Here is a 25,350-nt window from a genome sequence, read left to right on the forward strand (position 1 = left end):
GGCTTCTAATTCACGTTTAACGTGAAGCAACCACGATGTGGCTCGAAAGCGCGAAATTTTCCGGCAGAACGAAGGGTGCGGATCGGCCGGTCGCCATATGCACGGCAGCTTCCGCAAGGCGGTGAGCAAGGCCGAAACTGACCTTGAAGCCGCCGGTCAAGGCGATGAGCTTCGGATACGCCGGATGCGGGCCGATCATCGGATCACGGTCGATCGCCTTCGGACGCAGGCCGGCCCAACGCGCGATGATCGGGGCGTCCCGAAGCACCGGAACCATCTCGCGCGCGGCCTCGACCAGCCCGTCGAGCTGGGCATCCGTCGACGCCGGATCGTCAAAACGGTTCTCGCTGGTGCTGCCGATCGCGGCATAGCCGCCCTCATGCGCGACAATATAGAGGCCATCGCGGAAGATGGTGGGAAAGGCGGGATCGATCTCAGCCTTCAGTAGCGCCGCCTGCCCCTTGACCGGCTGGCCGAGCGGCTTTTCCAATCCGGGCGTGAACTGCTGCAGAAGCGGAAATGACTGATGGCCCGCCGCGACAATGCAGCGGCCGAAGCATACGATCTTTCCGCCCACATCGGCGACCCCGCGTTCTGGTTCGAGACCGCCGACTGCTGCATTCTCGATGATGCTCACATGCTTTGCCTGCCTCAGAAATGCGCCAAGGGCGGCAACCAGCGTGCGGGGCGCGACGCGGCCGGCGAGCGTATCGTGCACGAAGCCGCTTTCGCCAGCGGCAGGATCGATCCAGTCCGCGACCGGCGGAGCATCCGCGACATGCCAGTAGAAGTCGCGGCCGCCCTGATGCCAATGCGTTTCGGCATCGGCGGAATGGGTAAGCGCGATCTTGCGCAGGTGCGGCTTCGGCAGCGGGATGATACGGCCCGAGCGGCGGTAGCCGGCGGATAGGCCGGTCGCGGCTTCGATCGCGGCGATCTCGCTTTCGAGGGAAACCAGCGCATCGAACTGGAACTGCTTCTTGGCATTCCATTTGTCCGGCATATGCGGCATCAGCGCCCCGAGCAGGCCGCCGCTGGCGCCCTGCCCCAACGCGCCTGCGTCGGCGAGCAGCGTATCAATGCCAAGGCGTTCGGCATGCACCGCCGCCCACAGCCCCATAATGCCGCCGCCCGCGATCAGCAAGCTGAAGGACGATTGACCGGAGGAGACGGCCGCATTATCGGCTTTAGGCATGACAGACAATGATCCCGACCAGATGGGCAGCACGAGCCAGCCGCTTGAATGGCGCGACGGCGATATGCCCTATTCGCCGGCCTTTGGCGACCATTTTTATTGCCAGACGGATGGCCGGCTCGAATGCGGCCACGTCTTTCTGGCGGGCAACGGCCTGCCGGAGCGCTGGACCGGCAAGGATGACTTCCGCATTGGAGAATTGGGCTTCGGCACCGGGCTGAACTTCGCCGAAACATGGCGACAATGGAAGAGCCACCACAAGACCGGCCAGCACCTGCACTTCATCTCCTTCGAACTCCATCCGATGCGCACCGAGGAGATCGGCCGCGCCCTCTCGCACTGGCCGGAAATCGATGCCGAGCGGCAGGCGCTGACAGCGCTGTGGCCGGGCGAACCACAAGGCACCGTCACCCTTGCGCTGGACGGCCAGACAACGCTGAGCGTCGTCTGCGGCCCGGCAATCGATGGCGTTGCGGCCGCCGAACCAGGCTTCGACGCTTGGTACCTCGATGGCTTCGCACCGTCGCGCAACGCCGACATGTGGTCGGAAGAACTGATGCGGCTCGTCTGCGAGAAGACCATCTCCGGCGGCAGCTTCGCGACCTATGCCGCGGCAGGCTTCGTCAGGCGCAATTTGATTGCCGCAGGCTTTACCGTCGAACGGCGCAAGGGTTTCGCCGGCAAGCGCGAGATGCTTTGCGGCGTAAAACCCTAAAACCCCGAGCGGCCAGGCAACTGCTCGCTCCTGCCGAGCCAAAACTGGATTTTCTCTTCCAGCAGTTCGGGGCTGATCGGCTTTGACATATAGTCGTCCATGCCGGCGTCGAGGCAGAGTTCGCGGTCGCTTTCGAGCGCATGCGCCGTAACTCCGACGATCGGCACGCGGTGCCCCTGCCCGCGCTCGCGGGCGCGGATCGCGCGGGTCGCGTCGTGCCCGTTCATCACCGGCATCGAGACATCCATCATGATGATGCGCGGTGTATGCGCCTGCCATGCATTGACCGCCTCCTGGCCGTTGTTGACAACGAGGAAGCTCAAGCCCGTGCCCTGCAGGATCTGCGTGAAGACGATTTGGTTCACCTCGTTGTCCTCTGCGACGAGCACATCGATGAATGCCCTAGGCGACTCGACGGGCGGCGCGGCAGCCTCCGGCTCCTTGACCTCCCGCCCGGCCTGCAGGCGAACGATTTCCGCCGCCGATGCCTGCTTCACGCGGCTTGCGCGCACGACCTCGACGATCGTGTTGCGAAGAAGATCGGCGCGCGCCGGCTTCATCAGATGCGCATGGCCGTTGAGGGCCGCAAACTCCTTCTCCGTGCCGGAGATATCCATCGAGGTCAGGAAGATGATCGGCAGGTTCTCGAAACGGGCGTCGGCCCGTATCATGTGCGCGACTTCCGCGCCGTTCATTTCCGGCATGTGATAGTCGAGCACCACGGCATCGACCTGGACGCCGATCTGGTGCGCGGCCTCGAGGATGGCCATTCCTATCCTGCCGCCCTCCGCAGCCACGCCGTCAAAGCCCCAGAGTGCCAACTGCTCAGTGAGGATGCGGCGGTTCACCTCGTTGTCGTCGATGACGAGCACCCGCGCGCCGCGCACATTGACCGGCAACGGCTTGGGCTCGAGGCGGGCGGCGGCGATGGCTAAGGGCAGATTGACGGTAAAGACCGAGCCCTTGCCGGACTCGCTTTCAGCGTTGATGTAGCCGCCGAAGAGATCGACCAGGCCGGCGGTGATGGCAAGACCGAGGCCGGTGCCCTCGTGACGCCGCGTCGAAGAGGAATCGACCTGCGAGAATTTGTCGAAGACAGACTGCAGCCTGTCGTCCGGAATGCCGATGCCGGTATCCTCGATCCTGATCTCGACCATGATCTCGCCGTCTGATCCCGGCCGGAAGCCGATATCGACGAAGACATGGCCTTTCTCGGTAAATTTGACGGCGTTGCCGACGAGGTTCGTAACGATTTGGCGAAACCGCCCGGCATCGCCGATGACGGCGGCAGGCAGGTTCGGATCGGCGCGCACGAGAAGCTCGAGGTCCTTCTCGGCGGCCGGCGAAGAGAGCAGCGTCGCGACGTCCTCGACCGCTTCCACTGGATCGAAGGCCGCCTTGCGGAGCGTCATCTGTCCGGCGTCGATCTTCGAGAAGTCCAGAATATCGTTGATGATCGTCAGAAGCGCGTTGCCGGACTTGACGATGATGTCGATGAATGTCTTCTGCCGCGCATCGAGATCGGTCTTCGCCATGAGCTCGGCCATGCCGAGCACGCCGTTCATCGGCGTGCGGATTTCATGGCTCATATTGGCGAGGAATTCCGACTTGGCGCGGTCGGCTGCCTCCGCGCGCGCAAGCAGCCGCTGAAGCTCTTCCTCACGCTCCTTCATTTCGGTGACGTCGGTGAAGAGCGCGACCCAATGCCCGCGCTCGCTGATCGTCGCCTCCATGTTCACCCAGCGCTCGCCGGCGACGTGGAACACGGTAGCGATCGGCTGCTTCTCGGTAATGTTGGTGCGCCAATAGTGCAGCACATCGGCGGCTGCACCCTTGAAGTCGCCGCGATCGGCGCAGAAATTGAAGAGGTCGATCCAGCCTCTGCCCGCCACCAGATATTCAGGCGGAATGCTGAGGACGCGGGAAAGGGCATCGTTGGAGAGCTTTATGAGACCGTCCTGGACGATGGCGAGCCCTTGCGGCATAGCCCGCGTCGCGTCCCGCATCAGTTCGCCAAGATGCTCCAGGGCAGCGCGCGCCTCGTGGATCTCCTTCTCCCTCGCGCGAATGGCGCTCATGTCGGAATAGGAGAGCAGGATGCGGTCGTTCGAAATGCGGCGGCTGTCGAAGATAATCGACTTGCGGCCCGACCAGCTAAGCTCGATCGGTTCCGATTCTGCATCCGCGCCGAAATGGCGCTGGCGCTCTGCCAGGATATCTTCCGGGCTACGCCCGTAGCCGTAACGCCCGAGTTCGTAATTGCGGCGGATGACGTCGATGAACGGCCGTCCGTCGAAACGATCCTCAGGCGGGAGATCGCATATCGCGTAGAATTCGTCGTTGATGTAGAGGATATCGAGACTGTTATCGAGGATCAGCATGCCAACCGGCAGCGAACGCAGGATGTTTTCAATGTCGCGATGCAGGACTTCGGCATGCGTCTGCGATGCGATCAGTTCGGCTTCGCGCTCCTTGAGTGGGGAAATGTCTGAGAAGGAGCCGACGACATAGACCTTGCCGTCCGGCGTCCGGACGCGATTGACGCGCGACAGGATCGGGTAGACCGTGCCGTCAGTGCTCGGAAGCCTTCCTTCCACTTCCGTAAGCGAGCCCTCCTTGAGCGCCAGCACGTTTTCTTCGTAGATGCTGGCGCCACCCTCCTCGCCGAACATCTCAAACTCCGTCAGTCCAAGCACTTTCGACCGGATATGGCCGGTGAACGTCTCGTAATACTGGTTGGCATAGACGAGCCGGTGGTTTTCGTCGCGCACGAAGGCGGCAACCGGCAGATCTTCCATGATGGTGCGGAGGAGATCGAGCTCATTCACGCTCTCGTGCCATCCGTTTTCAGCGGGCGATGCATTGCCGCCGCCGTTTCGATAGGCCGAATTGACGATCAGCGGCCGGCCGTCGTCAGCAAAAATGCCGATCGGATGATCGAGCTTTTCCACCGTCGCGCGGACGCGCTCGAAATCGGCGAGCAGCGCCTGATCCGGCCCCGAAAGGACCGGGCGGCGCACCTGCACGCGCGCCTCGAAGATGCCGAGAACATAGGCCCGGTCCTCCGATGGCATGAAGCTTTCGATTCGCACCCGCTCATGGGTGGCTCCGGCGGGATCGAAGCAGATAACGGTTTCCTCGGTGCCGAAGACCAGAGCACGGCGCTCCTTGTCCTCGCGTTCCTCTTCCTCGGGACGGTCGAGGATTTCGCGGCTCCGGCCGCCGATGAAATCGGAAATTTCCCTGCCGAAGAAGCGGGCATAGGCTTCGTTGACGGCGACATAGCGAAGCTCGCTGTTCTTGACATAGGCCGGGGTCTCCAGATCAGCGATCCGGCTGCAGGCCAGTTCGAGAAGGTTCCCCGCAGATGTCAAAAAGCGCCCGCTCCTGCAATGAATGAATGAATGAGAAGGCCGACCATACAACCGCGCGGCTTAACAGAGCTTTAACCATAAGGATTAGGCAAGCGCTTTTGCGGCGCGGCGCCGGATCGAGGCAACGGCGTTAGCGCAAGCGGGCTGGAACCATGCTATACTCTCCTTCGTTGTAAGGTTGAACTCGATCAGCTGGCCGCGTTTTGCCACGGATTCTCCTGACGGCTTCAAAGAACGAGCTTCGTCTACGAAAGGAGACGATCATGTCCGTACTTCATAAAGGCATGGCGGCGGCCCTGATGGCATTGACTTTGGCGAGCACTTCGCTCGTTACGGCAACACCTGCGCATGCCAATCATCAGTTTTGGGGCGGTGTCGCCGCCGGTGCCATCGGCGGCATCCTGCTCTCGCATGCCGTGCGGCCTTATCCGGCATACGGGTATTATCCCGAACCCTACTACTATAGGCCGTACTACAGACCCTATCCGGTCTATCGCCCATACGACCGCCCCTTTTACCGGCCTTACTACCGCTCCTACTACCGGCCCTACCCGGTCCATTACCGCAGCTATCGATATTGCGATGTGGAACGCCGCTACGATCATCGAGCGGACGTGTGGGTCACCGTCCGGGTTTGCCCCGGCTATTGAGGAGCCCGTCTGCGCCACGGCGCCGTCTGCTCGGGCGGCGCCTGCAACGCCTTTCTCGCGTTCGTCCCTTGACTTTCAACCCGAACTAGACCAAATGCAGGCCAGCTTTCACCTTCCGGCCGCCGCGTGAGCTGCCCCTGCGAAAAAAGACAAACGCAAGAAGAAGGACAAAAGCGCATTTCATAGGATGCCGCGATCCCAAGTGCGGCCAGAAGCGCTGGAAAGTTTTTCCAACACACAAGTTCCCACTTCACGCGGGGTTCTTGACGCCAAGAATGATACTGGACCGCATGGTGCGATCCGGCACGTCGTTTCGGCGCCCCGAAAGGTTATGCCTTGACTAATTTTGAATCGCTTGGTGTCTCCAAGCCGATCGTCGCCACGCTTTTTCAGCTCGGCATTGAAACGCCAACGCCTATTCAGGCGCAGGCAATCCCGCTTCTCCTCGAAGGCCGCGATCTGATCGGCCTCGCCCAGACCGGCACGGGCAAGACCGCCGCCTTCGGCCTGCCGCTCATCGAAAAGCTGCTTGCTGACGACAAGCGGCCGGACAACCGCACGACGCGCACGCTCATCCTCGCTCCGACCCGCGAACTGGTGAACCAGATCGCCGTCAACCTGAAGAACTTCCTGCGCAAGTCGCACCTGCGCATCAACGTCGTTGTCGGCGGCGTATCGATCAACAAGCAGCAGCTGCAGCTTGAAAAGGGCACCGACATTCTCGTCGCGACACCCGGCCGCCTCCTCGATCTCATCAACCGCCGCGCCATCGGCCTCACGGCCGTGCGTTACCTCGTGCTCGACGAAGCAGACCAAATGCTCGATCTCGGCTTCGTGCACGACCTGCGTAAGATCGCCAAGATGGTGCCGAAGAAGCGCCAGACGATGCTGTTTTCGGCGACCATGCCGAAGGCCATTGCCGACCTCGCCGCCGATTTCCTGACCGATCCGGTCAAGGTGGAAGTGACACCTTCAGGCAAGGCTGCCGACAAGGTCGAGCAGTACGTCCACTTCGTCAACGGGAAGAACGACAAGACCGATCTCCTCAAGAAGTCGCTGACCGAAAACCCGGATGGCCGCGCCATCGTCTTCCTGCGCACCAAACATGGCGCCGAGAAGCTGATGAAGCATCTCGAGCATGTCGGCTATTCCGTCGCTTCGATCCACGGCAACAAGAGCCAGGGTCAGCGCGAGCGCGCTCTCAAGGCGTTCCGCGACGGCGACATCAAGACGCTGATTGCTACCGACGTGGCCGCCCGCGGCATCGACATCCCGGCCGTCAGCCACGTCTTCAATTACGACCTGCCGGAAGTTGCGGAAGCTTATGTTCACCGCATCGGCCGTACGGCCCGCGCCGGACGCGACGGCATCGCAATCGCATTCTGCGCCCCTGATGAAGCACGCCTACTCCGCGACATCGAAAAATTGATGAACATCAACATCACCGTTGCCAGCGGCGAAGCACCGGCCGACATGCGTGCTGCGCCCCGCCGTGCAAATGGTAACAGCAATGGCAACGGCAGCAACCGCAATCGAGGTGGCCAGGGCCGTGGTGAGGGCCGCGGCGAAGGCCGTCCGGGCGAACAACGCTCCGGCATTCGCCAGGATCGCCGTCCGCGCCGCGAAGGCGAAGCCGCCGGCGTTCGCGCCAACAACGAGGAGCGCCGTCCGCGGCCCGAGCGCCAAACTGCCCGCAACGAGGACTTCCGCGGCCAGCGCCGTGGCGAAGTCACGCCGCAGGGGCCGGATAACGATCTCGTCTCGACCTCGGATTTCCGCCCGGGCAAGAAGCCGCAACAGCGCCCGCACGGCAACGCCGATGCGAACCGCCATCACCCTGGCGGTGCCCGCAATGCGCACGGCCGCCCTGGCCGCAAGCATGGCGAGGATCGCGGCCAGCAGGCACATGGCGAACAGCGCCAGGACGGCTCCGGCGGCATGCGCCGCAAGGGCCCCCGCAATGGCGGCGGCCAGCGCCGCGAACAGGCCTGAAAACAGAACTGAAAAAGGCCGGGTATCTTCCGGCCTTTTTTTATTTTAAGCTCGTGCAGGACGGTTGCCCAGCCAGGCAGAATTCCGTCACGATGATGTCAGTGCATTCCATACCGGTGTTCGTCACGAACGCCACGCATGTTGATCACACCCGTCCTGAACTGCCTACAACGAGCGAGATAGGTTTTGTCATCTCCCCTGACGTCGAGCAGCAGCCGCCGCTTTCAGCTCATTCTCCTCAAGCCGTCGCACTATGATGACGACGGCTATGTAATCCGCTGGTGGCGGGCGATGATCCCTTCGAATTCGCTGGCGGCTCTCTTTGGCATTGCAGCCGACTGTGCGGAGCGCGAAGTGCTCGGCCCCGGCGTCGGCATCGACATCAAGGTGATCGACGAAACCAATACCCGCGTGCATATTCCGGAACTGCTCGCACTACTGAAGCAGCATGACAATTTCGGCATTGTCGCACTGGTCGGCGTTCAGTCGAACCAGTATCCGCGGGCGCTCGACATTGCCCGGCCGTTCCGCGCCGCAGGCATTCCGGTTTCGATGGGCGGCTTTCATGTCTCCGGTTGTCTCTCGATGCTCGACGGCAAGGCGGTCGAACTCGACGCGTGCCGGGAGATGGGCATTTCGATGTTCGCCGGCGAGGCCGAAGGCAGGCTCGACAAGGTCTTGCAGGACGCGGCCTATGGCAAGCTTGCGCCGGTCTACAATTTCATGAACGACCTCCCAGGCATCGGCGGCACGCCGGTTCCCTTCCTGCCCAAAAAAAATGTCGAGCACACGCTCGGCCTCAGCAGCAGTTTCGATGCCGGTCGCGGCTGCCCCTACCAGTGTTCCTTCTGCACGATCATCAACGTGCAGGGCCGCAAATCCCGCTTCCGTTCGGCCGATGACGTCGAAAAGCTGGTGCGCATGAACTGGGCGCAGGGCATCCACAAGTTCTTCATTACTGACGACAACTTCGCCCGCAACAAGGATTGGGAAGCGATCTTCGACCGGCTGATCGAACTCAAGGAAAAGGATGGCATTCCGCTGGGATTGATGATCCAGGTCGATACGCTCTGCCACAAGATCCCGAACTTCATCGAAAAAGCGAAGCGCGCCGGCGTCACGCGGGTCTTCATCGGCCTGGAGAACGTCAATCCGGACAACCTGACAGCTGCCAAGAAGAACCAGAACAAGATCACCGAATACCGGAAGATGCTGCTTGCCTGGAAAGCGCAGGGCATCATGACGCTCGCCGGTTATATCCTGGGCTTTCCTTCCGACACGCCGGAAACCATCCGCCGCGATATCAAGATCATTCAGCACGAACTGCCGCTCGATGTTATCGAGTTCTTCGTCCTGACACCGCTGCCGGGTTCGGAGGATCACCAGACGCTTTGGCGCAAGGGTGTCCCGATGGACGCCGACCTAAATACCTATGACGTCGAACATGTCTGCACTGCGCACGAGAAGATGAGCAGGCAGGAATGGGAGAGCATCTATCACGAGGCCTGGTCGCTCTATTATTCGCCGGAGCATGTAAAGACGCTGCTGCGCCGCGCCGTTGCGAGCGGCTTGCCGCTTGCAAGCCTCGTCAAGGTGCTGGTGTCCTTCGCAACGACGGTGCCGCTGGAAAATGTGCATCCGCTGCAAAGCGGGCTGTTGCGGCTGAAGCATCCTTCCGAACGCCGGCCCGGAATGCCGAAACCGCACCCCCTCGTCTTCTGGCCGCAATTCGTGTGGGAAACCGTTACCAAGCACGTTTCGCTGGCAGGCGTCATCCTGCGCATGAGCGCGACTGCGTTCCTCATCAAGAGAAGCCCGGCATCCAAATACTATATGGACCAGGCGCTGACGCCGGTCGATGACAGCGAAGAAGAGAAGCTGGATCTGTTCACCAAGACAGCCGGCGGTACCGCGGCCGTCACACATGTCAGGAAAATCCATCAGCTGACCCATGCCGGCCAGTAGCTTGATCAAGCCTCGGCCATGCGGGCGCTTTTCCGGTTCGACAGATAAACGCCGGTGACAACGACGATCGTTCCGATGACCAGTGGCACTGTCAGCGGTTCGCCGAAGGCGATGGAGGCCTCGATCGCGACCGTCGGCGGCATCAGATAGATCAACGACGCGGCCCGCGAGACCTGGCCGCGGCGGATTAGATAAAGAAGCAGCCCGATCCCGCCCATCGACAGGCCGAAGACCGACCAGATCAGCGCGCCGATAGCCTCCGGCGTTCCGTCGAAATGGAGGCGCTCGAAGGTGAGCGCGAGCGGCACGGTCACGACAAGCGCACCCACATATTGCAGCGTCGCAATCGTCTTGAGATCACCGGTCTGCAGGTGTTTTTTCTGGTAGATCGTGCCGTAGGTGACGGAGGCCATGGCGGCGAGGTTGATCGCAAGTGGCACCGCCGCATGGACGAGGCTCGCAGACGCAGGATCGAAAAGTTTTGGGGAAACGGCGATCGCTATGCCGAAGAAGCCGAGCAGGAGTCCGAACTTCTGGGTGGGCTGCAGGCGCTCGCCGATCAGGAAGGGTGCTGCCATCGCCGTCAGCAGCGGCTGCAGCGCTGCGATGATGCCGGAAATGCCAGCCGGAACGCCATTGGCGATCGCCCACCACAGACCGGCAAGATAGAATCCATGCAGAAAGAAACCGGAATAGATCGCCCGCATCACCGTCGCGCGATCCGGCCATCTCGCCTTCAGCACCCGGCAGAGGCCAAAAAACGCTAGCGCCGAAAGCCCAAAACGGATGCCGAGGAAGGTAAAGGGCTCCGAATGCAGGGCCGCATATTTCGCGACAACCCAGCCGGTAGACCAGAGCAGAACGAAGATGGCGGGAGCGAAACGATCGAGGGTCATTAGCGATCCTGGGACAACGGCAATGAGCGCGCTGTACCCGTCCCGCAGGCCCAGGTCAAAGGCGAAGCATTGATACTTATTTCAAGTTTCGCTGATGAGTGGCGCGAAACGGAAATGACCGGGCGTCTGCCCGGCCATCTCATGCGCGGCTTCCGGTCGGGAGTTGCCGTCAGCCGAGCTTGATGAGCTTGCTTTCCTTGACGGACTGGACTGCCGCATCGGCGAGTGCCAGCGCGGCAAGGCCGTCGGCGCCGGAGGGCGAAATCTTGGCACCCTTTTCGATCGCGGCGATGAAGCTTGCGATCTCGTTGGCATAGGCTTCGGTGTAGCGGGTCATGAAGAAATCGTGCAGCGGCGGGCGGGTATAACCATCGCTGTTTGCGACCTCGATCGAGACCGGGCGCTGGTTTTCGGCCGCGACCATGCCTTTCGAGCCGTGCACCTCGATGCGCTGGTCGTAGCCATAGGTGGCACGTCGGGAGTTGGAGATGATCGCTTGCTTGCCGGACTTCGTCTGCAGGATGACCGAAACGCTGTCGTAATCGCCGGCTTCGCCGATCGCCTTGTCGACGAGGACGGCAGCCGTTGCCGCAATCGAGACCGGCTCTTCGCCGAGCAGGAAGCGGGCCATGTCGAAATCATGGATCGTCATGTCGCGGAAGATGCCGCCAGAGCGCTTGATGTAGTCGACCGGGGGGGCACCGGGATCGCGGGAGGTGATCGTCACCATTTCGACTTCGCCGATGCGGCCGTCGTCGATCGTCTTGCGCACCGCCATAAAATGCGGGTCAAAGCGGCGGTTGAAACCGACCATCAGCTTTGCCTTGGTCTCGTCAACGACCTTGATGCAGGCCCTGACACGATCGACGTCAAGATCGATCGGCTTTTCGCAGAAGATCGCCTTGCCGGCCCGCGCGAATCGCTCGATCAGGTCGGCATGCGTATCCGTAGGCGTGCAGATGACGACAGCGTCGATATCCTTGGCAGCCTCGATCGCCTCGATGGTGCGGACCTCGCAGCCATACGCGGAAGCGATCGCTTCGGCTGCCTGCGGAAACGCGTCGGCGACGGCAACAAGCTTCGCATTCACGTCGCCGCTCACGGCCCTCGCGTGAACCTTGCCGATGCGGCCGGCGCCGAGAAGACCAAATCTGACTGTCATGAGAACCTCCCTGGAATTCGGAACAAATAAACCGAATTTCGATAATTGTAGAATTTTCATTCCATTTTCTATGTGAGCCGTCAAGCCCGTTGCCCTTTCACATTCGCGAAATCCATCCTAAAGACAAGCGATCGAAATTTGACCGGGGGAAACATGCAACTGATCGATCCGAACCATCCGGCCTACCGCCGCGTCTGGGTGCGGGCGCTGATCGTGGGCGTATGTCTCGCCTGGGCGGCATTGGAGTTCGTCACCGGCGATCCCTTCTGGGGTGTGCTGTCGGCCGCCGCCGGCGCCTATGCCTTCTATATGCTTTTCTGGACCTTCAAGCCGCAACCGCCCGCAGAACCTAACGAAGCCTCCAAACCGGGAGAGACGGATCCCGAATAATCAGCGGCCGCCACGCCGCATGGCTTCATCGATCAGCAGGTTCGCGAGCATCATGCGCTTCGTAGCATTCTCCCGGAATGCCGGCGCGACGCGATCAGGATGGTTCGACTTGGCGAAGGCCCGGCGCTTTTCGTTCAGCGTCTGCAGCGTGTCGACGGCTGTAATCGCGAGCTCCGCCGCGATCTCGGCAGACGCAGTGCGCGCAAGATGTTCCGGCATGACGGGTTCCGGCTCAGGTTCCGCAACGGGCTGCGGCCGGATTTCCTCGTCTGCTGCGGCAGCGGGCGTCTCCGGTTCCATATTGTCGAGATAGCCTTGGCCCGCGCGTTGCGACGCCGCCGACACGCCCTCCATCACGTCGAAGGCAAGACCAGTGCGGAAGCCATGGACGCGATGCGCGACGGACGCCTCGTCTTCGCTCTCTTCCTCCGCTTTCAGCCGCTCCAGAACGGATTGAAAAACCGATTGCCCGAACAACATGCCCCTTCCCTTCGAAGGGGCGTATTGAACACCGCCAGCATGGCGCCGGGCTTGCGTTCATTCTCCCTGCTTCCGGCTTTCCTCGAGGATAAGGTCATAAAGAAGCCGCGCGCTCGGGGGCAGCGCGCGCTCGCGGGCGGTAATCAGGCTGTAGGGCTTTACGTCTATCTTGAAATCGGTCGGCAACACGCGCACGTCGGACGCCTTCGCATCCTGGCCGGAGAGAAACTGGGCAACGTCCAGCGCTACGGGCGCGATGGCATCCGTCTCGCAAATAATCGCGCAGGTCAGCAGCAAGGATGACGTGTTGACGATATTTTCCGGCAGCGGCACCCTCGCCGCTAGAAAGATATCCTCCAGCGTTCGCCGTAGCAGCGTGCCCGGCGGCTGGAAAACCCAGCCGTAGCCATGGAGATCGGCGAGGCTGCTCTCAGTCTTCTTCAGGAGCGGATGGCCCCTGCGCACGATCAGGCAGGCTTTTTCGATTCCTATTTCACGCACTTCGAAGAGCCGCGGATTGAGATCGTCAGGAATGCGGCCGATAATGAAGTCGTGTCGGGCGGCGAGCAGTTCCCGCGCCAAAACGTTGCTCGTCTCCACTTCTATGTTGATCTCGATACCCGGAAACGCCTTGCGGACCTTGTCGATGGCCGGAACGACGAGGCTCATGGCGGGCGCAGTGACGGCGCCTATGAAGACGGAGCCGCCCTTGCCGCTCTTCAACTCGGCAATCTCGCGGCCGGCCTCGCGTAGTTCCAGCAGAATTTTTCGTGCACGCCTGGCGAGTGCTTCTCCGAAGGTCGTCAGCACCACGCCACGGGCGACCCGCTCGTAAAGCGGCGTCTTCAGGATCGATTCCATTTCGGCGAGCATCCGCGAGGCGGCCGGTTGGGAAATGTTCAGGGTCTCCGCCGCTGCGGAAATCTGCCCGCTATCTTCGATTGCGACGATCATGCGCAGGTGATTCAGCTTCAAGCCCGCGCGCAGAAAGGCATCATCACCGAAATTGTCGCTATGGATATCGATGCGATCCGTGGAAATCGCGTCGGAAACAATCGCCATGGTTGCGGCCTCCCATCCGCGCTCCATTAAAAGTAATACTTTTTAACGATATACCAAATTTGTTATGCACTATACCACTTATTCTATTTGACAGTTATAAGATTCCATACGAGTTTGCGGCCGTGTGCTGGTTGGCACTCAACACGTGTGAGATCGTGGAGGAGACCTACTTCGTTTCTCACCATCTGAAGTAACTATCCAATCTACGGAACCTGCCACAGTTTCGTTGGCGGGCGATTTTTCGTCCGCCGTCTATTAACAAGGGAGAGAGAAATGAAATCCATTATCTCATTGATGGCTGCGGCTGCCTTCGGCATCGCTTCATTCGTTATGCCGGCAATGGCGCAGGACAAGGGGATGGTAGGCATCGCAATGCCCACGAAATCTTCCGCTCGCTGGATCGACGACGGCAACAACATCGTCAAGCAGCTTGAGGCGGCGGGCTATAGCACCGACCTGCAGTATGCTGACGACGATATTCCGAACCAGCTGTCTCAGATCGAGAACATGGTCACGAAGGGCGCTAAGGTTCTCGTCATCGCCGCTATCGACGGCACGACGCTTTCCGACGTTCTCCAGAAGGCTCATGACTCAGGTATCAAAGTCATCGCATACGATCGCCTGATCCGCGACTCGGCCAACGTCGACTATTATGCAACGTTCGACAACTTCCAGGTCGGCGTCCTGCAGGCAACCTCGATCGTTGACGCCCTCGGCCTCAAGGATGGCAAGGGTCCATTCAACATTGAGCTTTTCGGCGGTTCGCCGGACGACAACAACGCCTTCTTCTTCTACGACGGCGCGATGTCTGTCCTGCAGCCCTACATCGACAGCGGCAAGCTCGTCGTGAAGTCTGGCCAGACCGGCATGGACAAGGTCGGCACACTGCGTTGGGACGCTGCAACGGCCCAGGCCCGTATGGACAACCTGCTCTCGGCTAACTACACCGACGCCAAGGTCGATGCCGTCCTGTCTCCGTACGACGGTCTCTCCATCGGCATCATCTCGTCGCTGAAGGGCGTCGGCTACGGCACCCCGGACCAGCCGCTTCCGGTCGTTTCCGGCCAGGACGCTGAAGTTCCGTCCGTGAAGTCGATCATTGCTGGCGAACAGCACTCGACAGTCTTCAAGGACACGCGCGAACTCGCCAAGGTCACAGTTGCAATGGTTGACGCTGTCATGTCCGGCAAGGAGCCGGAAGTCAACGACACCAAGACCTACGACAACGGCGTCAAGGTTGTTCCGTCCTACCTCCTGAAGCCGGTAGCGGTCGACAAGACCAACTACGAGAAGGTTCTCGTCGAAGGCGGTTACTACACGGCTGACCAGCTGAAGTAATCGTACCAGGTTGGCCGGAACCTGCTGCTTGCGGGTTCCGGTCTTCACTTTTATGATCGTCGCGCCGTATTTCCGGCTGCTGGCGTTGGATTTTGACTATGGACAATACAATCCTCGAAATGCGGAACATCACCAAGACGTTCCCGGGCGTAAAAGCGCTTGAGAATGTGAACCTCAAGGTTCGTCAGGGTGAAATTCACGCATTGGTGGGCGAGAATGGGGCCGGAAAATCGACCCTCATGAAAGTCCTCTCCGGCGTTTACCCGGCCGGCACTTACGATGGCGAGATCGTCTACGACGGCGAAGTCCGCAACTTTAAGGTGCTTAAGGACTCGGAAGAAATCGGCATCGTCATCATCCATCAGGAGCTGGCGCTCGTGCCGCTTCTGTCGATCGGCGAGAATATCTTCCTCGGCAACGAGAATGCCAAGAGCGGCATCATCAGCTGGCAGGAGACGTTCAACCGCACGCGGCAGTTGCTCGCAAAAGTCGGCCTGCGCGAATCTCCGGACACGCTTGTCACCGACATCGGCGTCGGCAAGCAGCAGCTCGTCGAGATCGCCAAGGCGCTGTCGAAAAGCGTCAAGCTGCTCATTCTCGATGAGCCGACGGCTTCGCTGAACGAAAGCGACTCCGACGCGCTGCTCAACCTGCTCATCGAATTCCGCAAGCAGGGTATCACCTCGATCATCATTTCGCACAAGCTCAACGAAGTACGCAAAGTCGCAGACCAGATCACCGTTCTGCGTGATGGCATGGCCGTCAAGACGCTCGACTGTCACACCGACGAGGTCAGCGAAGATGTCATCATTCGCAACATGGTGGGCCGCGATCTCGAGGACCGGTATCCGCCACGTTCGGTTCCGATCGGCGAAACCATCCTCGAAGTGAAGAACTGGAACGCCTATCACCAGCATCACCGCGACCGCCAGGTGCTGCACGACGTCAACGTCACCGTCCGCAAGGGCGAGGTCGTCGGCATCGCCGGTCTCATGGGGGCTGGACGAACGGAGTTCGCCATGAGCGTCTTCGGCAAATCCTACGGCCATAAGGTCAGCGGCGAAGTGCTGATGCACGGCAAGCCGGTCGATGTCAGCACGGTCCGCAAGGCGATCGATGCCGGCCTCGCCTACGTCACCGAAGACCGCAAGCATCTCGGCCTCGTGCTCAATGACAACATCCTGCGCAACACCACGCTTGCCAATCTCAACGGCGTGTCGAACGGTACGATCATCGATGACGTTCAGGAGCTGAAGGTCGCGAACGACTACCGGTCGAAACTTCGCATCCGCTCTTCCGGCGTGTTCCAGGAAACGGTCAATCTGTCGGGCGGCAACCAGCAGAAAGTCGTGCTGTCCAAGTGGCTCTTCTCCGATCCTGATGTCTTGATCCTGGACGAGCCCACCCGCGGCATCGATGTTGGTGCCAAATACGAAATCTATACTATCATCAACCAGCTCGCAGCCGACGGCAAAGGCGTTCTGATGATCTCATCGGAAATGCCGGAACTGCTCGGCACGTGCGACCGCATCTACGTGATGAACGAAGGTCGCATCGTTGCGGAACTGCCGAAGGGAGAAGCGAGCCAGGAAACCATCATGCGCGCTATCATGCGCTCAGGGGAGAAGAGACAATGACTCCGGTCAACCCAGCCACCGAGGAAAGCAACGTCGTCTCGATTGCCGACTACATCCGGGGCAACATTCGCGAATACGGCATGCTCATCGCACTCGTCGCGATCATGGTGTTCTTCCAGCTTTACACGGGCGGCATTCTCTTCCGTCCGGTCAACCTGACGAACCTGGTTCTGCAGAATTCGTTCATCGTCATCATGGCGCTCGGCATGCTGCTCGTCATCGTGGCTGGCCATATCGACCTGTCGGTCGGCTCGATCGTCGCCTTCGTGGGCGCGCTCGCGGCCATCTTCACCGTGCAATGGGGCATGAATTTCTGGCTCGCGGGCCTGCTCTGCATGATGATCGGCGGCATTATCGGCGCCGCTCAGGGCTATTTCATCGCTTACCACCGCATCCCGTCTTTTATCGTAACGCTGGCCGGCATGCTGGTTTTCCGCGGTCTGACGCTCTTCGTGCTCGGCGGCAAGAACATCGGCCCCTTCCCCAAGGAATTCCAGATCATCAGCACCGGCTTCCTGCCGGGCGGCATGATCGACATCGCCGGAACGCCGGTACAGTCCACGTCGCTGATCCTGACGCTCATCATCCCGGTCGTTCTCTTCTATCTTGCCTGGCGCCGCCGCAAGGTGAATGAAAGCCACGGCATCGACGTCGAGCCGGCGGGCTTCTTCATTGCCCAGCACGCGCTCGTCACGCTCGCCATCCTGGCGCTCGGCTGGCAGTTGTCGAGCTACAGGGGCCTGCCGAACGTCCTCGTCGTCATGCTCGTGCTTATCGCAGCTTACGCCTTCATCACACGCCGGACGACGATCGGCCGCCGGATCTACGCGATGGGTGGCAACGAGAAAGCCACCAAGCTTTCCGGTATCAACACCGAACGCCTGAGCTTCTACACTTTCGTCAACATGGGCGTCCTTGCCGGCCTGGCAGGCATCATCGTTGCGCTGCGCCTGAACTCGGCGACGCCGAAAGCAGGCGTCGGCTTCGAGCTCGACGTCATCGCAGCCTGCTTCATCGGCGGCGCCTCCGCCTCCGGCGGCGTTGGCAAGATCACCGGCGCCGTCATCGGCGCGTTCATCATGGGCGTCATGAACAACGGCATGTCGATCGTCGGCCTTGGCATTGATTTCCAGCAGATGGTGAAGGGCCTTGTGCTTTTGGCCGCCGTCTTCTTCGACGTTTATAACAAGAACAAGGGCTAAGCGCTCCGGCGCCAGTCCAGGCATTTGCAGTCATGAGAAAGACCAGTTCCGGCTCCCTCGGGAGCCGGAGAGGCGGAGCTTTTCCGCGCCCAGCTAAAGAGGATGAAAGCCGTGCTTATTTCGCAGATCAAGGGTTCGAACGGAGAGATCATCGTCGCCGTGCGTGAGCCGGGCGGTGCAGCGAAAGCCGTGAAGAATGCAAACAGCGTTTACGCGCTGGCGATGGAAGCCGCAAACGCCGGCAAGCCGCTCGTTTCCATCATCGAGACCCATGGCTACGGCGATGATGTCGGTCTGGAAAAGGCCTATGCGGAGGGTAACTTCCTCCCGCCGATCACCCATCCGGATGCTGCTCACCTTCATCTGACCGGCACCGGCCTCACGCATCTGGGCTCGGCGGCGACCCGCGACTCCATGCACAAGAAGACCACCGAGGCCGCGGAAGAAACGCTCACGGACTCGATGAAGATGTTCAAGATGGGCCTTGAGAACGGCAAGCCGAAGGCCGGAGAAAAGGGCGTGCAGCCCGAATGGTTCTACAAGGGCAACGGCTACGGCGCTGCCGCACCCGGTGCTCCCCTCGTCTCCCCCTCCTTCGCGCTTGACGGCGGCGAAGAGCCGGAGATGGCCGGCATATATGTGATCGCCAAGGACGGCACGCCGTTTCGCATCGGCTTTGCGCTCTCCAACGAGTTCTCCGACCACGTCACCGAGCGAATCAACTATCTCTATCTCGCCCATTCCAAGCTCCGCCCCGCAAGCTTCGGCCCGGAAATCCGCATCGGCGTTGCGCCTGAGGATATCCGCGGAACCTCGCGCATCAAGCGCGGCGACAAAGTGATCTTCGAGAAGCCGTTTCTCTCCGGCGAGGCGAACATGTCGCATACCTTTGCGAACCTCGAATATCACCACTTCAAATACGGCCTCTTCCGCGTGCCAGGGGATGTTCACGTCCACATGTTCGGCACTGCCACGCTCTCCTTCGCGGATGGCGTCAAGACGGAAGAGGGCGATGTCTTCGAGATCGAAGTTGCCGAGTTCGGCCTGCCGCTGCGCAATCCGCTGAAGGTCGCCGCCGAAGAAAATATCGCTGTCAAGCAGCTTTGAATTTTGCGCTGGACTGGCCGCGAGCTGCGGCCGGACCACTTTGTAAAGGGTAAAGGAGGCTCGTTCAGCCCATGACCATTTATCAAAACCTGATCGCCGGCGAATGGACCGGCGCCGACGCCGTCGAAAACATCAATCCGTCCGATACGAAGGAGGTCGTTGGCCTCTATGCCAGCGGCTCCGCCGCCGACACCAAGAACGCCATCGCCGCCGCCAAAGCCGCCTTCCCCGCATGGTCCCGTTCCGGCATCTGGGAACGTCACGTCATCCTGAAGAAGGCGGGTGACGAGATCATGGCGCGCAAGGATGAGCTCGGCGCGCTGCTCGCCCGTGAAGAAGGCAAGACGCTGCCCGAAGCGATCGGCGAGACGATCCGCGCCTCGCAGATCTTCGAATTCTTTGCAGGCGAAGCCTTGCGCCTTGCCGGCGAAGTCGTCCCCTCCGTGCGTCCGAATATCGGCGTCGAGATCACCCGCGAACCGCTCGGCGTCATCGGCATCATCACGCCCTGGAACTTCCCGATCGCGATCCCTGCCTGGAAGATCGCCCCGGCGCTCTGCTACGGCAACACCGTCGTTTTCAAGCCGGCCGAGCTCGTTCCCGGCTGCTCTTGGGCGATCGTCGATATCCTAAATCGTGCGGGCCTGCCGAAAGGCGTGCTCAACCTCGTCATGGGCAAAGGCTCGGTCGTCGGCCAGACGATGCTCGACAGCCCGGACCTTGCCGGCATCACCTTCACCGGCTCCGTCGGCACCGGAAAGCGCGTCGCCGTCTCCTCCATCGAGCATAATCGCAAGATCCAGCTCGAAATGGGCGGCAAGAACCCGATGGTCATCCTCGATGACGCCGATCTCAACGTCGCCGTCGAAGCAGCCGCCAACTCGGCCTTCTTCTCGACCGGCCAGCGCTGCACGGCATCGTCTCGCCTGATCGTGACGGAAGGCATCCATGACAGGTTCGTGGCCGCCATGACCGAGAAGCTGAAGTCGCTGAACGTCGATCACGCGCTGAAGACGGGCACGCATATCGGCCCGGTCGTCGACGAGAGACAATTGAAGACCGACATCGATTACATCGAGATTGGCAGACAAGAAGGCGCCAAGCTCGCCTTCGGCGGCGAGCTGATCTCGCGCGACACGCCCGGCTTCTACCTGCAGCCGACCCTCTTTACTGAAGCGACCAACCAGATGCGCATCTCCCGCGAGGAAATCTTCGGACCGGTCGCATCGGTCATTCGTGTCAAGGATTACGACGAGGCGCTGGCTGTCGCCAATGACACGCCGTTCGGCCTGTCGTCGGGCATCGCTACTACCAGCCTCAAGCACGCGACGCACTTCAAGCGCAATGCCGAAGCCGGCATGGTGATGGTCAACCTGCCGACCGCAGGCGTCGACTTCCATGTTCCCTTCGGCGGACGCAAGGGCTCGTCCTACGGCTCACGCGAGCAAGGCAAATACGCCGCCGAATTCTTCACTGTCGTGAAAACCGCCTACACGCTCGCATAAACGGATATCAAATCCCAAGCCGCCGAGTCCGACGGCTTGGGGCACTCAAAGGGCAAGGACAATGAAAAAGAAAGCGGAATGGCCGCGCAGGCTGAGGTCGCAGGAATGGTACGGCGGCACGAGCCGCGACGTGATCTATCACCGCGGCTGGATGAAGAACCAGGGATATCCGCACGACCTGTTCGACGGGCGCCCTGTCATCGGCATCCTCAACACCTGGTCAGATATGACGCCGTGCAACGGCCATCTGCGCGAGCTTGCCGAGAAGGTGAAGGCGGGCGTCTGGGAGGCCGGCGGCTTCCCAATGGAGGTGCCAGTATTCTCGGCATCCGAAAACACCTTCCGCCCGACGGCAATGATGTATCGCAACCTCGCCGCGCTCGCCGTCGAGGAAGCGATCCGCGGCCAGCCGATGGACGGCTGCGTGCTGTTGGTCGGTTGCGACAAGACCACGCCGTCGCTGATCATGGGTGCCGCTTCCGTCGATCTGCCCTCGATCGTCGTCACCGGCGGGCCGATGCTGAACGGCTATTTCCGCGGCGAACGTGTCGGCTCCGGCACGCATCTGTGGAAGTTCTCCGAAATGGTGAAGGCCGGCGAGATGACCCAGGCCGAATTTCTTGAGGCGGAAGCCTCGATGAGCCGTTCGTCGGGCACCTGCAACACCATGGGCACGGCATCGACCATGGCTTCCATGGCGGAAGCGCTCGGCATGGCACTGTCCGGCAACGCCGCCATCCCCGGTGTCGATTCCCGCCGCAGGGTCATGGCGCAACTCACCGGCCGCCGTATTGTACAGATGGTCAAGGACGACCTGAAGCCCTCTGACATCATGACGAAAGAGGCTTTCGAGAACGCGATACGCACGAATGCGGCGATTGGCGGCTCGACGAATGCGGTCATCCACCTGCTCGCCATGGCCGGCCGCGTCGGCATCAACCTGACACTGGACGATTGGGACCGCTGTGGCCGCGACGTGCCGACCATCGTCAACCTGATGCCGTCGGGCAAATACCTGATGGAGGAGTTCTTCTACGCCGGCGGCCTGCCGGTCGTGTTGAAGCGCCTCGGCGAGGCAGGCCTCCTGCACAAGAACGCATTGACTGTGTCCGGCGAAACCGTGTGGGACGAAGTCAAGGACGTCGTCAACTGGAACGAGGACGTCATCCTGCCCGCCGAAAAGGCGCTGACGTCTTCGGGCGGCATCGTAGTGGTGCGCGGCAACCTCGCGCCGAAGGGCGCGGTGCTGAAGCCGTCTGCCGCATCTCCGCATCTGTTGACGCATCGAGGCCGCGCGGTCGTCTTCGAGGACATCGACGATTATAAGGCCAAGATCAACGACGACAATCTCGACATCGACGAGACCTGTGTCATGGTCATGAAGAACTGTGGACCGAAGGGCTACCCCGGTATGGCCGAAGTGGGCAACATGGGTCTGCCTCCCAAGGTGCTTAAGAAGGGCATCACCGACATGGTGCGCATCTCCGATGCCCGCATGTCGGGCACGGCCTATGGCACAGTCGTGCTGCACACCTCCCCGGAAGCTGCGGTCGGCGGGCCACTCGCGGTCGTGAAAAACGGCGACATGATCGAGCTCGACGTGCCGAACCGCCGTCTACACCTCGACATCTCCGACGAGGAACTGACGCGGCGCCTCGCCGAATGGCAGCCGAAGCATGAGCTGCCGACATCAGGTTATGCCTGGCTGCACCAGCAGCATGTCCAAGGCGCCGATACTGGCGCCGACCTCGACTTCCTCAAGGGATGTCGCGGAAGCGCGGTCGGCAAGGACAGCCACTGAGGCCAAACGGTTACCAGCATCAAAAGGCGGGACGAAAGTTCCGCCTTTTTCTTTGAGAGCCGGCATTTCTTCCGGAACGATCCCGCCTCCCCGCCGTTATCGCGCCAGGGAGGGCGCCATGCCTGGAGTGCGAAAAATGATTGTGCTCAGTGCCTTCAACAAGGATGAGCACGGTACCCTGATTCCGGCATTCGAGCCTCGGCACATGAAGAGGGAAGACACGGCCGTCTATATCGCCCAGACGCTCGTTAACGATTATGATGGCGTCGTCGTCTGGTGCCACGAGGGAAACCCTGCCATCGGCGAACAAGGCTCATCGGTCATCCTGTTCCAGTCAGGCTTGGTGCCGGAATTCGATTAGCCGCAGCCTTTTGTCGTATCGAAGCTCCGGGGCGGGCGAGACAGCATGACCGTTTTTTCCGTCAAGCACATCACGCATTATTCCTACAAACGGCCCGTCGCCTTCGGGCAGCACCGCTTGCTTTTCCGCCCGCGGGACAGCTTCGACCAGCGTCTTCTGGATGCGACCCTGACGGTCGACCCCGAGCCGGCCCAGATCCGCTGGATACACGACGTCTTCGGAAATTGCATTGCGCTCGTGGACATCGACCGGCCGGCGGATCAGTTGCGCTTCGAGACCAATATTCGCCTTGATCACACACCGCAGGTGCCGCTCGATCTTGAGATTGATCGCAAGGCACTGACCTATCCGTTTTCCTATGGCGACGAAGAGATGCCGGACCTTTCCTGCACGATCACACGCCACTACGAGGATCCGGACGGTGCGGTTGCTCACTGGGCGCACCAGTTCGTCGGAACAAGCTCCTCGGGCCAGACCGGCCACGTCCTGATGACGCTCTGCTATGCGATCCACGAAAGTTTCGTCTATGCCCGCCGCTCCGAACACGGAACGCAGGCGCCGATCCAGACGCTCATGCAGCGGCAGGGAACTTGCCGCGACTTTGCCCTGCTGATGATGGAGGCCGCCCGGTCGCTTGGCCTCGCTGCCCGTTTCGTCACCGGTTACATCTACGTGCCGGATCGCGACGGTTCGATGACGCTCGGCGGCGGCTCGACGCATGCCTGGTGCCAGGTTTATCTCCCGGGCGCCGGCTGGGTGGAATTCGATCCCACGAACGGCATCGTCGGCAACCACGATCTGATCCGCGTCGGCGTTGCGCGTGATCCCCGCCAAGCGGTTCCACTCTGGGGCAGCTACGACGGAGCGGCGGACGATTTTGACGATCTGATTGTGCAGGTCAACGTCACCACCGAACGGTAAAGTGTGGTGAAGAGCCTGTGGAACTGATAGCTTTTCCTGACGTTCCATGATGGCCTGCGGGCTTGCTGGATGAAGGAGCTTCCATGAAGATTCGCGCTGGTTTCACGATAGGCTATGAATGCGTGCAGCCAACGCCAATGCTTCTCGTCCTCAATATCCACCCCTCGCGGCGTCCCGACCTCTTGACGGCTCAGGTGCTGTCGTTCAACCGGCCGATCGAGGCGTGGAACTATACCGACGGTTTTGGCAATTCCTGTACGCGCATCGTCGCCCCGCCCGGAGTGACCACGATTTCGACCGCGTTCGAGATCTATGACAGGGGCCAGCCGGATGTCGTGCCGGTGGACGCTCCGCAGCACGAGATCAAGGACCTGCCGGACGACGTGCTCGTTTTCCTTCTCGGTAGCCGTTACTGCGATACGGATCGGCTAGGTGATTTCGCCTGGGCGACATTCTCGAATACAATATCCGGCTGGCCGCGCGTGCAAGCTATTGCCGATTTCGTACACGGCCATATCGAGTTCGACTACCTGAAAGCCGATGCGCGCAGAACCGCGCATGGCGGCTATTCAGACAGGACCGGCGTCTGCCGCGACTTCGCGCATCTTGCCATAACGCTCTGCCGCTGCATGAACATACCGGCGCGCTATTGCACCGGATATCTCGGCGATATCGGCGTGCCGCCCGATCCCGCGCCAATGGATTTCAGCGCCTGGTTCGAAGTCTATCTGGGCGGTCACTGGCATACCGTGGATGCCCGGCACAACATTCCGCGCATCGGCCGCATACTGATGGCAACCGGCCGCGATGCGACGGATGTAGCCATCTCGACCGCTTTCGGCCCGGCCGTATTGAAGCAGTTCGATGTGGTGACGGAAGAGGTGCCCGGCGATGACACCGCCATCGCCTAGCCAGGCATTCGGGTATTCCGCCTGCCGTGCACCCCTCGCTACGGAAACAGAAAGCTAATCCCAGGCTACGTGCTCGCAGGGCCTACCATAGTACGCCTCTGAATGTAATATAGATGATGAAAGCCAGGCTGATCGCCGGCGTCGATTTAATCAAGAATTCGACATATCGAAACTGAGTGAGGGACAGAGCGATGTTCCTCCAGGAGTAAAAAGTTATCGTGGAAGACATGAAATCCTCCTCCTTTGGTTAAGGCTAGGTACTGCGACCATCTGACGTCGGCAGCACAAGGTCGTTCGGTGGGGAATCCCTCGCGGCGCAGTTATTCGGGCGCCGCGAAAACGACCTCCATCTAAGCCTGTCAGGCGCGATCGATATCTGTACGATCAGCGAAAATCCCGTGCAGTGAGCGTCAGATTATTTCCGCGCCGATGTGCATAGGCTCTGGAGGCTGCTTCCTGGATCGTAGAGCGTGCGGCGTCAAAGGCACCGAGACAGGCCAGTTCCGAAGCGCTCGCCGCGGCGGATTGTCCAAGTGCTGTTGCTTCGACGAGAAACCTGACTTCGAACATGCCGTCGTAGCCGGTAAAGCGGACAGCCTTCCTCGTTTCGTCGAAAGTGCGGCTTCTGTTGGGAAAGATGAGCGTCATTCGGCTAGTCCTCAAAGTGAGCGTGGGTCAGGCGGTAT

General features: G+C 60.7%; 21 protein-coding genes and 1 pseudogene. 14 read left to right on the forward strand and 8 right to left on the reverse strand.

Going from position 1 to position 25,350, the window contains the following annotated elements:
• Positions 1–16: 16 nt before the first annotated feature.
• Positions 17–1,195 (reverse strand): NAD(P)/FAD-dependent oxidoreductase, encoded by a 1,179-nt coding sequence (locus BN1800_RS03475; protein ID WP_086994410.1) that lies wholly within the window; start codon positions 1,193–1,195, stop codon positions 17–19.
• Here BN1800_RS03475 and mnmC2 point away from each other — a divergent pair.
• Positions 1,194–1,910 (forward strand): tRNA (5-methylaminomethyl-2-thiouridine)(34)-methyltransferase MnmC2, encoded by a 717-nt coding sequence (gene mnmC2, locus BN1800_RS03480; RefSeq protein WP_086994413.1) that lies wholly within the window; start codon positions 1,194–1,196, stop codon positions 1,908–1,910. The two genes, BN1800_RS03475 and mnmC2, sit on opposite strands and share 2 nt — an antisense overlap.
• On the opposite strand, the gene BN1800_RS03485 is transcribed toward mnmC2, so the two are convergent.
• The gene (locus BN1800_RS03485) at positions 1,907–5,284 is read right to left on the reverse strand and encodes a response regulator (RefSeq protein ID WP_086994416.1); all 3,378 of its coding nucleotides are present in this window, start codon (positions 5,282–5,284) and stop codon (positions 1,907–1,909) included. The genes mnmC2 and BN1800_RS03485 overlap by 4 nt on opposite strands.
• Before the next feature lie 84 nt (positions 5,285–5,368).
• On the reverse strand, positions 5,369–5,494 hold the full coding sequence (locus BN1800_RS43380) for a hypothetical protein (protein ID WP_280173940.1): 126 nt from the start codon (positions 5,492–5,494) through the stop codon (positions 5,369–5,371).
• Between the two features lie 53 nt (positions 5,495–5,547).
• Here BN1800_RS43380 and BN1800_RS03490 point away from each other — a divergent pair, with 53 nt between their 5' ends.
• From BN1800_RS03490 to BN1800_RS03500, 3 genes and pseudogenes are all read left to right on the forward strand, one after another.
• Positions 5,548–5,934 carry a hypothetical protein gene (locus BN1800_RS03490; protein WP_086994419.1) on the forward strand — a complete coding sequence of 129 codons (387 nt, stop codon included), beginning with the start codon at positions 5,548–5,550 and terminating at the stop codon, positions 5,932–5,934.
• Between the two features lie 290 nt (positions 5,935–6,224).
• A pseudogene (locus BN1800_RS03495) lies at positions 6,225–7,926 on the forward strand (DEAD/DEAH box helicase).
• A 186-nt stretch (positions 7,927–8,112) separates the two neighbouring features.
• A complete protein-coding gene (locus BN1800_RS03500; protein ID WP_244564427.1) occupies positions 8,113–9,891 on the forward strand; it encodes a B12-binding domain-containing radical SAM protein in 1,779 nt (592 codons plus the stop codon).
• A gap of 5 nt (positions 9,892–9,896) precedes the next feature.
• On the opposite strand, the gene BN1800_RS03505 is transcribed toward BN1800_RS03500, so the two are convergent.
• Both BN1800_RS03505 and iolG read right to left on the reverse strand, forming a co-directional pair.
• Positions 9,897–10,787 carry a DMT family transporter gene (locus BN1800_RS03505; protein ID WP_086994425.1) on the reverse strand — a complete coding sequence of 297 codons (891 nt, stop codon included), beginning with the start codon at positions 10,785–10,787 and terminating at the stop codon, positions 9,897–9,899.
• A 169-nt stretch (positions 10,788–10,956) separates the two neighbouring features.
• Positions 10,957–11,949, reverse strand: a complete 993-nt coding sequence (gene iolG, locus BN1800_RS03510; protein ID WP_086994428.1) for an inositol 2-dehydrogenase — start codon at positions 11,947–11,949, stop codon at positions 10,957–10,959.
• 153 nt (positions 11,950–12,102) lie between these two features.
• Between iolG and BN1800_RS03515 the strand changes: the two genes are divergently transcribed.
• Positions 12,103–12,339, forward strand: coding sequence for a hypothetical protein (locus BN1800_RS03515; RefSeq protein WP_086994431.1), 237 nt, complete (start codon positions 12,103–12,105; stop codon positions 12,337–12,339).
• On the opposite strand, the gene BN1800_RS03520 is transcribed toward BN1800_RS03515, so the two are convergent.
• Both BN1800_RS03520 and BN1800_RS03525 read right to left on the reverse strand, forming a co-directional pair.
• Positions 12,340–12,819 carry a hypothetical protein gene (locus BN1800_RS03520; protein ID WP_086994435.1) on the reverse strand — a complete coding sequence of 160 codons (480 nt, stop codon included), beginning with the start codon at positions 12,817–12,819 and terminating at the stop codon, positions 12,340–12,342. It abuts the gene before it with no gap.
• 57 nt (positions 12,820–12,876) lie between these two features.
• Positions 12,877–13,881 (reverse strand): LysR family transcriptional regulator, encoded by a 1,005-nt coding sequence (locus BN1800_RS03525; protein ID WP_027508235.1) that lies wholly within the window; start codon positions 13,879–13,881, stop codon positions 12,877–12,879.
• 273 nt (positions 13,882–14,154) lie between these two features.
• Between BN1800_RS03525 and chvE the strand changes: the two genes are divergently transcribed.
• From chvE to BN1800_RS03570, 9 genes are all read left to right on the forward strand, one after another.
• Complete coding sequence (gene chvE / locus BN1800_RS03530; protein ID WP_027508234.1) at positions 14,155–15,219, forward strand: multiple monosaccharide ABC transporter substrate-binding protein; 1,065 nt, start codon at positions 14,155–14,157, stop codon at positions 15,217–15,219.
• Positions 15,220–15,317: 98 nt separating this feature from the next.
• On the forward strand, positions 15,318–16,856 hold the full coding sequence (mmsA, locus tag BN1800_RS03535; protein WP_027508233.1) for a multiple monosaccharide ABC transporter ATP-binding protein: 1,539 nt from the start codon (positions 15,318–15,320) through the stop codon (positions 16,854–16,856).
• Positions 16,853–18,058, forward strand: a complete 1,206-nt coding sequence (gene mmsB / locus BN1800_RS03540) for a multiple monosaccharide ABC transporter permease (protein ID WP_027508232.1) — start codon at positions 16,853–16,855, stop codon at positions 18,056–18,058. The genes mmsA and mmsB overlap by 4 nt, the downstream gene beginning before the upstream one ends.
• A 111-nt stretch (positions 18,059–18,169) precedes the next feature.
• Positions 18,170–19,165: an AraD1 family protein gene (araD1, locus tag BN1800_RS03545; RefSeq protein ID WP_179213737.1), complete on the forward strand. Its 996-nt coding sequence runs from the start codon at positions 18,170–18,172 to the stop codon at positions 19,163–19,165.
• Positions 19,166–19,236: 71 nt separating this feature from the next.
• Positions 19,237–20,670, forward strand: a complete 1,434-nt coding sequence (locus tag BN1800_RS03550; protein WP_027508230.1) for an aldehyde dehydrogenase family protein — start codon at positions 19,237–19,239, stop codon at positions 20,668–20,670.
• Between the two features lie 61 nt (positions 20,671–20,731).
• On the forward strand, positions 20,732–22,471 hold the full coding sequence (gene araD / locus BN1800_RS03555; RefSeq protein ID WP_086994441.1) for an L-arabinonate dehydratase: 1,740 nt from the start codon (positions 20,732–20,734) through the stop codon (positions 22,469–22,471).
• A gap of 136 nt (positions 22,472–22,607) precedes the next feature.
• Positions 22,608–22,832: a hypothetical protein gene (locus BN1800_RS03560; protein WP_244564428.1), complete on the forward strand. Its 225-nt coding sequence runs from the start codon at positions 22,608–22,610 to the stop codon at positions 22,830–22,832.
• A 45-nt stretch (positions 22,833–22,877) separates the two neighbouring features.
• Positions 22,878–23,753 carry a transglutaminase family protein gene (locus BN1800_RS03565; protein ID WP_086994447.1) on the forward strand — a complete coding sequence of 292 codons (876 nt, stop codon included), beginning with the start codon at positions 22,878–22,880 and terminating at the stop codon, positions 23,751–23,753.
• Positions 23,754–23,836: 83 nt separating this feature from the next.
• A complete protein-coding gene (locus BN1800_RS03570; RefSeq protein ID WP_086994450.1) occupies positions 23,837–24,664 on the forward strand; it encodes a transglutaminase-like domain-containing protein in 828 nt (275 codons plus the stop codon).
• A gap of 384 nt (positions 24,665–25,048) precedes the next feature.
• On the opposite strand, the gene BN1800_RS03575 is transcribed toward BN1800_RS03570, so the two are convergent.
• Positions 25,049–25,312 carry a DUF1488 family protein gene (locus BN1800_RS03575; RefSeq protein WP_086994453.1) on the reverse strand — a complete coding sequence of 88 codons (264 nt, stop codon included), beginning with the start codon at positions 25,310–25,312 and terminating at the stop codon, positions 25,049–25,051.
• Between the last annotated feature and the right edge of the window lie 38 nt (positions 25,313–25,350).

The organism is Rhizobium sullae (genome assembly GCF_900169785.1).
Lineage (GTDB): Bacteria > Pseudomonadota > Alphaproteobacteria > Rhizobiales > Rhizobiaceae > Rhizobium > Rhizobium sullae.

Excerpts from the sequence above, each read along its gene's own strand:
- mnmC2 (WP_086994413.1), top strand. The coding sequence starts at position 1,194 with ATGACAGACAATGATCCCGACCAGATGGGCAGCACGAGCCAGCCGCTT.
- BN1800_RS03475 (WP_086994410.1), bottom strand. The coding sequence starts at position 1,195 with ATGCCTAAAGCCGATAATGCGGCCGTCTCCTCCGGTCAATCGTCCTTC.
- BN1800_RS03490 (WP_086994419.1), top strand. The coding sequence starts at position 5,548 with ATGTCCGTACTTCATAAAGGCATGGCGGCGGCCCTGATGGCATTGACT.
- BN1800_RS03505 (WP_086994425.1), bottom strand. The coding sequence starts at position 10,787 with ATGACCCTCGATCGTTTCGCTCCCGCCATCTTCGTTCTGCTCTGGTCT.
- iolG (WP_086994428.1), bottom strand. The coding sequence starts at position 11,949 with ATGACAGTCAGATTTGGTCTTCTCGGCGCCGGCCGCATCGGCAAGGTT.
- BN1800_RS03515 (WP_086994431.1), top strand. The coding sequence starts at position 12,103 with ATGCAACTGATCGATCCGAACCATCCGGCCTACCGCCGCGTCTGGGTG.
- BN1800_RS03520 (WP_086994435.1), bottom strand. The coding sequence starts at position 12,819 with ATGTTGTTCGGGCAATCGGTTTTTCAATCCGTTCTGGAGCGGCTGAAA.
- BN1800_RS03525 (WP_027508235.1), bottom strand. The coding sequence starts at position 13,881 with ATGGCGATTGTTTCCGACGCGATTTCCACGGATCGCATCGATATCCAT.
- chvE (WP_027508234.1), top strand. The coding sequence starts at position 14,155 with ATGAAATCCATTATCTCATTGATGGCTGCGGCTGCCTTCGGCATCGCT.
- mmsA (WP_027508233.1), top strand. The coding sequence starts at position 15,318 with ATGGACAATACAATCCTCGAAATGCGGAACATCACCAAGACGTTCCCG.
- mmsB (WP_027508232.1), top strand. The coding sequence starts at position 16,853 with ATGACTCCGGTCAACCCAGCCACCGAGGAAAGCAACGTCGTCTCGATT.
- BN1800_RS03550 (WP_027508230.1), top strand. The coding sequence starts at position 19,237 with ATGACCATTTATCAAAACCTGATCGCCGGCGAATGGACCGGCGCCGAC.
- araD (WP_086994441.1), top strand. The coding sequence starts at position 20,732 with ATGAAAAAGAAAGCGGAATGGCCGCGCAGGCTGAGGTCGCAGGAATGG.
- BN1800_RS03560 (WP_244564428.1), top strand. The coding sequence starts at position 22,608 with ATGATTGTGCTCAGTGCCTTCAACAAGGATGAGCACGGTACCCTGATT.
- BN1800_RS03565 (WP_086994447.1), top strand. The coding sequence starts at position 22,878 with ATGACCGTTTTTTCCGTCAAGCACATCACGCATTATTCCTACAAACGG.
- BN1800_RS03570 (WP_086994450.1), top strand. The coding sequence starts at position 23,837 with ATGAAGATTCGCGCTGGTTTCACGATAGGCTATGAATGCGTGCAGCCA.
- BN1800_RS03575 (WP_086994453.1), bottom strand. The coding sequence starts at position 25,312 with ATGACGCTCATCTTTCCCAACAGAAGCCGCACTTTCGACGAAACGAGG.